The following is a 6,121-nucleotide window of genomic DNA, read 5'->3' on the forward strand; positions in this document are numbered from 1 at the left end:
AAGTAGAGCTTGATGAATCCCCAAACTTTTAGCAGCTTCTGTGCAGCCATAGCCTTGTTCTAATACCAGACTAACTGCATCAAGTTCCAATTCTTTAGAATACTTCTTTCTTGCTACCATTTTTTTCTCCAGTTAAGTACATTATCTCTTAACTGGGGTGTCAAATTCTATTAGACCACGTCAGTGCGCTTACGTACAAAAAAATCACGCAGTTGTGGCTCGAGAGATAGTACGCTAGCAATGGTGTTTAAATTAATGGAATCCGCCCAAAAGCGATGTATAAAAATGAGAGGTTTTAACCTATTAATGCTTGTTGTTAATAACGTTAAATTTGAAGATGGAGTACAGGTTGTCAAACAATCAGACAGGAAGGCCGCTTAATGTCGTACACCACTTTTGACAATAACTCAAGCTGCGATTTGAGATCGAGAAAATCGTTTGTTCTTACTTTATATAAGGCCGCCATGGCAGCCAAATCGAGCGTGCCCGAATGATTTCGCCAAGCCACGCAACGCCCCCCCGTCCCTTTATATATAGCAAAATCAACCGCTAACTTAGAACCAACACTAAACCAATTTTCATCCTTGTCAGTTATCCAATTATAAAACTGCTTTGATGATTTAGGCTGCGAGGTAAATTTCGGCACAGGATAAAAAGGTTCATCAGAGCAGTACTCATAAACAACATGCATAGGCAAAAGGTTTTGAGCACCACCAACACCCTCTCTCCATTGTATATTAATGACATCGCTATTTTTAACCTCTGGAGCGTTGATTAAATCCTCGTGTTTTTGCATCTCTTTGATGAGGGTATTTTTGAAATCAAAATGCTGTTCAGTGATTATTTTCCCATTCAGCTTATAAGTGACTCCGTCTGTGTTCACTTTGTTGTATTGAGCAATCAATCGAGCGAATACCTTTCTGCCTTCTTCATTCTGCGGAATGCACGCAAGCATTGCTGTCCACATGTGTTTATCCAGGGCCCACAGCGCATATTCAAAAGCGCTGATATTCTCAAATTCTCGCCCAGAACAATCCGTAACGACGCCCCTTTTAAAAAATAAACTCATGTCCTTCTTTAACATTGCTTTAACCGCATCATGTTCCCCGCGTGTCACATGATGCAATAATTTACGAACATCAATCACCGGCTTAAACAAAGCCAAATGATATTTTGATGTCTGAGCGAAGTTTACTAAATCACGGTTTGATAAATTTTGAGCGGTTTCAATTTTAAGTTCTGGTAGTAATTCATTAAACTTCTCGAATTTGGATTGCATACTTTCAACTTAATTCTATTCACTTGGGATAATTTAAAAAGTGAATTATACGCGAATTAATTGAGGACAAATAGAGCCATGTGCCTTTAAATTAAACATACAAAGAGGGTGCTCAGAAATATTCTTACATTAATGCGGGGTCACACCCAGGTAAAATTCAAATTGTTAGTGGGGTAGTTCCTATTTTTTAAATAGGGATTTGTTTCTATCAATGGTTTCATTTTTTTAATACCTCTGGACATATCTTAGATTATAAATTACGAGCCATGTCGCCGTAAAATTAACAACACAAATTGTCCATTTCCTCAGCACAAACAAAGTTTGTATATTGCGCCCTTAGAAAATTCTTCGGGATTTATAAACCCTTTTTAACAAAGTGAGTTAGTGGGTTAACATAATTACGTTCTCCATTCATTTCAGAGCAAGCGCTTATGAGCGAAATTTTACTATTCCAAGCAGAGGATGGCAGCATTCAAATTGAAGTGCCTCTTGAAGAAGAGACCGTATGGTTATCTCAACGGCAGATGGCTGAACTTTTTAAAAAGGATGTACGCACAATAAACGAGCATATTCAAAATATATTTTTTGAAAACGAACTTGTATCGGATTCAACTATCCGGAAATTCCGGATAGTTCAGCAAGAAGGTAAAAGAAAGGTATCCCGTGATGTTGAACATTATAATCTGGATGTCATTATTTCTGTGGGCTATCGGGTAAAGTCTCTACAAGGAACCCAATTTAGAATCTGGGCTAATAAAATATTGAAGGAGTACCTGGTTAAAGGATATGCGCTAAATCAAAACCAATTAAAAAGACAGACAAAACAAATCAAAGAGCTTGAGAAAACAGTAGCGCTATTTCAAAAAGCATTATCAACCGATCTCAGCCAAACAGAGGCCAGTGGATTATTGTCTGTATTAACCAATTACAATCAGAGCTTCATTCTACTGAATCAATATGACACGGGTAATTTTCCGGAGGGTCCCTTAAATACCAATATCACTTGTGAAATAAATTACCCTACCGCAATGAAAGCAATCCACGATTTAAAGAAGAACTTGATATCAGAACAACAAGCAACTGAATTATTTGGTCAACCCAAAGACAACAGCTTTGAAGGTATTCTGGGCAATATTGTTCAAAGTTTCGACGGGGAGTACTTATACCCAAGCATTGAGGAGCAAGCTGCCCATTTGTTGTATTTTATCATCAAAAATCATCCCTTTTCTGATGGCAACAAACGAATTGGTGCGTTTATGTTTGTCTGGTTCTTACAGCTTAATCAACACCATTTGAAACCAAACGGTGATGTTAAAATTAATGACAATGCATTAGTCGCTATTGCCTTGTTGGTTGCACAAAGTGATCCAGCCCAAAAGGATATTATGATTCAGTTAATTATTAATTTAATTCGAGAGATCAATTAACCCACGGACAATTCAATTTTTGGTGGGGCACGTGGGGCAGGTGGGGCAACCTTGTAAACACTAGGCGTAACCTGCCCCACTCGGTTTAACAGCATGTGGGGCAAGGTGGGGCGAATAATTCATTTAAGCCGACTGCCCCACCTTGCCCCACCAGAACTCTGAAGAGGTGGGGCGCCAAATAACCTTACCCAGACTGGGTGCCCCACCTGCCCCACGTGCCCCACCCAGTTTTTGCTTGGTTTTAGATTTCTGCTGACCAGAGGTTTTCATTCAAGACATAACATCGAGGTGATCCTAAACCTGCTATTCTTGGCTTTTGAGACGATTTACCGTCACTACCCTGCTCCAACCATTCAGCCTGTAAAAGAGTGCGAATAACGGTTTTAGTATCAAATCCTTGACAAATTTCTTTCTTAAACACTTCCGTTAATACTAGATATTCACGATTACCATGGCTGCCAACACGATAAAAACCCGCCCGGTTATGAATACGTTCATTATTAGGCATTTTTATATCATCAAATCGACTTGCACCATGGGCTTCAAAGAACGCACGCACTTGCGAAAGAATAGCCCTGTCTTCTCGACTCCCCTGAGTACCAAACGCTTCAAGCCAGGCAGTAAAGCACTTTTTAGCGGCAGAAATCGCTTCTCCCTCTAACCATCCTGTCAACCCATAGAACGTTGCAAATTCACCCGCTGCGGCAACCAGAGCAAAACGTCTGACTACCCGTTGAATTTGTCCTGATAGATGACAAGCCCCACACTCCCTCGCGAACTCGTTTAGCAATTCATTCAGCGCTGGGGCAATCTCCAAACGATGAGCCACTAATCGCTGCAACCAGACTTTACCTACCGCCCCATGAAAACGACTGGCAGCATCTTTTAATGCCAATGCGAAGCTGGCTGGGTTGTTTTGATGATGTAAGGTTTCAAAGATGCCCATTCCCGCCCCGGCATCAGCCTCAATGTCAGCCAAGCGGATTTCTTGCCCAGCATTGGCTTTTTGTCCGGCTTTAGCCATTAATCCAGTTAACGATTCTTCACCTGCCGACAAAAATAACAACCGCCAACGGGCAGAGGGTTTAGCCATGCCATTGCGTGTAGCCCTTGTCTTTCCTTGGCCATTAGCCAATAGGTAGGCAGCCTCGCCAGCTTCTTTCGGATCAATCTGGCTTAGCTCATCAAGAATCAATAAACCATCATTATGCAAAGCAGCAAGTCCTTCCAGACCATTGGTTGTGGTTCGCCAAAGACGTGGGTAACTGGCAGGATTACCCCAGACCGAAGCAGCCATGCGCAACGCCGTGGTTTTACCGGAGGAGGATGCGCCCCTGAAGTGAAACCCACCAGAATCTTCACCAACCATCTCAGCAAGCGCAGGCGCTAACGCGGTTGAAATGGCAAACACTAATCGTGAGTTACCCAAAGACCATACCCCAATGGAATCCCTCCATTCCTCAGCAGTGCCTGAGATTGCAAAGGCCGGCTCAATCGAGTGGGCATTTTGAAAAACTATCCGCTCGTCCTTCTGGCCGATAACGTCTGTTGCTGTGACAAACATATCGCTGTACCAGCCTAATTTATCCACGCAGCGGGCACGCGCTTCCACAGGGCAAACCTGCAAAAACGAGGTCAGCAAATCTCTGGCCGTTCTGCTGGGGGAAATCGCCAAACCATGCCTTGCCAACTCTCGCCTCACATCCGAGGCTTCGCCCTGCAGCAACTCAAGCGGCATCGCCCACTGATGCTTTATGCCGTCATCGTCAAACCACTCCAATAATCGACCCCATTCACCACTATGGGCATCACGGGTTTTAGCTACAACCTGCAATAAGGAACAAATCCAAATCGGCGCCAGTGGATTTCCCTCTTTGTCCTGACCAATGAAAACAATCCCTCTTCTCGACATTTCGAATCGACCTCCCGCGTAATTAAAGGCTTGAAATTCAGGTTCACCTGCTTGCGCTGAATTAAAGTCGATTTTAAGATTTAATACGTTGTTGTGTTTCATTACTTTCTCCAAACCGTTCATGGAAGGAGGCAAGCCTTCCATGCGCTTCATCTATAAAATCAACCCTTATCGAGCAAAATGCCCTTCTTCACTGGTCGAGCGATAGACTTTTTGTTGTTGGAGAAAATAAAGAACCTCGCTTTTGCGATACAACACCTTCCTGCCGATCTTGATATAGGGAACGCCCGTACCCGCCCAACGATTGCGTTCGAGCAACTGGGTCGAGCAGTTCAATACAGCTGCTACAGTTTGTTGGTTAAATAAGGTTGAATCTGGAGCAGATTCAAATTCATTCAAAAGTTGAACACGCGAAAATTTAGTAGACATAGATAACCTCGTCAAAAGATGATCAATCAGCTCAAGTGCCGTCCTGCAGCGTCCATGCTGTTGAAAACCAGTTGACTCTCACAGTTATCTAAGACTGAAGAGACTGGTGGACCAGATATATCCTGGAAGCAAATCCTTGATAGTTATTAAGGCTTCCTCAAAGTCCGAAGGGATTATTGATCCGGGGCGGGGGAGGTGTCAATTGTCTAAAGTTATAATTTTCAATGACGATATGCTTAAAAAATGGATTTATATCATGAATACTAAAAAATTATTAAAAAAGTACAAGGATGGAAAAAATACAATTATTAGCTTTACTAAGTCACTATTTATCTTTGGAATTCCCGTCATTTCTATAATATATTTTGGTGAAAATAGATTGTATGATATTGTTCACAAAAATACATATAATAATATTGGGGATTGGCATAACATTATTATTATTTTTTTAACTCTCATAATTGTTTGCGCTGGGTGGCTTCAATTTCAAAATCTAAATAGAACTTCTAAAAGTGATTTTCTTCTACGAATTGACGAAAGGTTTAGTTCGCCTGAAATATTAAAAGCCAGAACCATTATCCATGAATTCTATTGCTTAACAAACCATAAAGATATTGATATAAATAAGCATATTGAAAAAATTTCCAAACTTGTCAGTAACACAAAAAAGAGAGCTGGAGATTCGGAAAAATATATCTACTTGTCTAATTTTTTAAATTTTTTGGAATCAATTTCATATTTCGCAAACAATAATTATGTTTCAATTGATGATTTAGATGAGCTTCTAGGCGGCAGTATAAAATATTACTATTTGGTATATAAATTGCTAATTAATGAGAGAAGGGAAAAGTATAACAGCGAGTACTACTATTGTGAAATTCAAGAATTGGCTATAAAACTGCATATGCGCAATCCTAGCCACAAACCTTTTATAGATACTCAGTAGATAAGAGTATGCTCTCTATAAGAACATACTATATAGTCCGAGAATGAGAGTCTGTCCGGAATTCTGTGTAACTAGCCGTCCTGTTATCGGTTAACTCTATCGCCGAATTCGATCATGAAGCGATTCAT

General features: G+C 40.9%; 6 protein-coding genes and 1 pseudogene. 3 read left to right on the forward strand and 4 right to left on the reverse strand.

Annotated elements, in window-relative coordinates; translation table 11 throughout:
• A partial coding sequence (locus Lrub_RS07520; protein ID WP_156413033.1) for a transposase occupies nucleotides 1-120 on the reverse strand: 120 nt, incomplete at its 3' end.
• A 57-nt stretch (nucleotides 121-177) separates the two neighbouring features.
• On the opposite strand from Lrub_RS07520, the pseudogene Lrub_RS15085 reads away from it, so the two are divergent.
• A pseudogene (locus Lrub_RS15085) lies at nucleotides 178-381 on the forward strand (IS256 family transposase); the annotation flags it as partial.
• Here Lrub_RS15085 and Lrub_RS07525 read toward each other — a convergent pair.
• Nucleotides 353-1,279, reverse strand: coding sequence for a hypothetical protein (locus Lrub_RS07525; protein ID WP_058531589.1), 927 nt, complete (start codon nucleotides 1,277-1,279; stop codon nucleotides 353-355). The pseudogene Lrub_RS15085 and the gene Lrub_RS07525 sit on opposite strands and share 29 nt — an antisense overlap.
• A gap of 431 nt (nucleotides 1,280-1,710) precedes the next feature.
• Between Lrub_RS07525 and Lrub_RS07530 the strand changes: the two genes are divergently transcribed.
• Nucleotides 1,711-2,706: a virulence RhuM family protein/type II toxin-antitoxin system death-on-curing family toxin gene (locus Lrub_RS07530; RefSeq protein WP_058531590.1), complete on the forward strand. Its 996-nt coding sequence runs from the start codon at nucleotides 1,711-1,713 to the stop codon at nucleotides 2,704-2,706.
• A 241-nt stretch (nucleotides 2,707-2,947) separates the two neighbouring features.
• Here the strand turns inward: Lrub_RS07530 and Lrub_RS07535 are convergent, their stop codons facing one another.
• Both Lrub_RS07535 and Lrub_RS14560 read right to left on the reverse strand, forming a co-directional pair.
• Nucleotides 2,948-4,720, reverse strand: a complete 1,773-nt coding sequence (locus tag Lrub_RS07535; RefSeq protein WP_058531592.1) for a DUF927 domain-containing protein — start codon at nucleotides 4,718-4,720, stop codon at nucleotides 2,948-2,950.
• Between the two features lie 66 nt (nucleotides 4,721-4,786).
• Nucleotides 4,787-5,047: a helix-turn-helix transcriptional regulator gene (locus tag Lrub_RS14560; RefSeq protein ID WP_082651468.1), complete on the reverse strand. Its 261-nt coding sequence runs from the start codon at nucleotides 5,045-5,047 to the stop codon at nucleotides 4,787-4,789.
• A 256-nt stretch (nucleotides 5,048-5,303) separates the two neighbouring features.
• On the opposite strand from Lrub_RS14560, the gene Lrub_RS07545 reads away from it, so the two are divergent.
• Nucleotides 5,304-5,993 carry a DUF4760 domain-containing protein gene (locus tag Lrub_RS07545; protein WP_237760774.1) on the forward strand — a complete coding sequence of 230 codons (690 nt, stop codon included), beginning with the start codon at nucleotides 5,304-5,306 and terminating at the stop codon, nucleotides 5,991-5,993.
• The last annotated feature ends 128 nt before the right edge of the window (nucleotides 5,994-6,121 follow it).

The organism is Legionella rubrilucens, assembly GCF_001468125.1.
Classification (GTDB): domain Bacteria; phylum Pseudomonadota; class Gammaproteobacteria; order Legionellales; family Legionellaceae; genus Legionella_C; species Legionella_C rubrilucens.

Excerpts from the sequence above, each read along its gene's own strand:
- Lrub_RS07530 (WP_058531590.1), top strand. The coding sequence starts at position 1,711 with ATGAGCGAAATTTTACTATTCCAAGCAGAGGATGGCAGCATTCAAATT.
- Lrub_RS07525 (WP_058531589.1), bottom strand. The coding sequence starts at position 1,279 with ATGCAATCCAAATTCGAGAAGTTTAATGAATTACTACCAGAACTTAAA.
- Lrub_RS07535 (WP_058531592.1), bottom strand. The coding sequence starts at position 4,720 with ATGAAACACAACAACGTATTAAATCTTAAAATCGACTTTAATTCAGCG.
- Lrub_RS07545 (WP_237760774.1), top strand. The coding sequence starts at position 5,304 with ATGAATACTAAAAAATTATTAAAAAAGTACAAGGATGGAAAAAATACA.
- Lrub_RS14560 (WP_082651468.1), bottom strand. The coding sequence starts at position 5,047 with ATGTCTACTAAATTTTCGCGTGTTCAACTTTTGAATGAATTTGAATCT.